Here is a 1,354-nt window from a genome sequence, read left to right on the forward strand (position 1 = left end):
AGATGGGCGTGCTGAAGCCGTGGGCGCCATCGCGCTCCTACGGCCTCGTCGCGCGCTGCGACGACAGCGGCCGGCCCAGCGAAAGCTGGCACAGCCGCGCCGACGGCAGCATGCATGGCGTCACCTCCGTCTGTGAGCATGGCGGCAGCGTCTACGCCGCATCGCGCGGCTCCGGCACGCTGCTGCGCCTGCCCGGCACGACATCCGGTGGAGCCCGGCATGGCTGATCCCCACGCGACCGAGATCGTCCGGTTCCGCAAGGCCACCAAGGCGTTCGCCGGCAACGCGGCGGTGCGCGACGTCGATTTCACGCTGCGGCAAGGCGAGGTCCATGCGCTGCTCGGCGAGAACGGTGCGGGGAAGTCGACGTTGACCAAGGTGCTGGCCGGCCTCTATCCGCTGACGTCGGGCGAGATGCTGATTGACGGCAAACCGGTTGGCTTTTCCTCGCCCGCCGATGCCATGAAGCACGGCATCGCCATGGTGTTCCAGGAAACCAATCTCATCCCGTCGATGAATGTCGCCCAGAACATCTTCCTCGGCGAAGAGAGCTTCTTCAACCGGTTGCGCGGCATCAACATCAAGGCGCAGCAGCATCTGCAGCGGCTGAACTTCCATGTCGAGCCGACCGCGCTGGTGTCAACGCTCGGCGCCGCCAAGAAGCAGATGGTCGAGATCGCCCGCGCGGTTCACCACAAGGCCCGCATCTTCATCTTCGACGAGCCGACGGCGACGCTGACGCCGGAGGAAAAGCAGCACTTCTTCGCCCTGGTCGAGCGGCTGAAAGGCGAGGGCGCTTCCATCATCTTCATTTCACACGCGCTGGAAGAAGCGCTGTCGATCGCCGACCGCATCAGCGTGCTGCGCGACGGCGCGCTGATCGTCACCGACGATGCGCGCAATCTCACCCGCGAGAAAATCGTCCAGGCGATGGTTGGCCGGCAACTGACCGATACGCTCTATGGCGACGATGCCGCCAAACGCGTCGCGCGCCGCCCGGGCGAAAAGGTGCTGGCGCTCGAGAACGTCTCGATGGGTAAGGCGGTGCGCAGCGCCACGCTGTCGGTCTTTGCCGGCCAGGTGACCGGGCTGTTCGGCCTGGTCGGTGCCGGCCGCACCGAAATGATGAAGATCGCGGCGGGCGTTTTGAAGCGTGACTTCTTCCATGGTGGCCGCATCACGCTGCGCGGCGAGGTGGTGCACTTCCGCGTGCCACGGCAGGCCGTGCGGCGCGGCGTCGCCTATATCACCGAGGACCGCAAGCTCGACGGCCTATTCGATACGATGGACATCGCCCAGAACGTATTCCTCGGCAAGCTGGCCAAGGGCTCCAATCCGGTCTCGGTAATCTGTC

Annotated in this window: 1 protein-coding gene and 1 pseudogene; both read left to right on the top strand. The window is 65.6% G+C overall.

Annotated features, from left to right (window positions below; translation table 11 throughout):
* Nucleotides 1-227, top strand: a pseudogene (locus tag EN964_RS37995) (hypothetical protein); the annotation flags it as partial.
* A partial coding sequence (locus tag EN964_RS34770) for a sugar ABC transporter ATP-binding protein (protein ID WP_164776395.1) occupies nucleotides 220-1,354 on the top strand: 1,135 nt, incomplete at its 3' end. The pseudogene EN964_RS37995 and the gene EN964_RS34770, both read left to right, overlap by 8 nt.

It is taken from the genome of Mesorhizobium sp. M7A.F.Ca.CA.001.10.2.1 (assembly GCF_003998575.1).
Classification (GTDB): Bacteria; Pseudomonadota; Alphaproteobacteria; order Rhizobiales; family Rhizobiaceae; genus Mesorhizobium.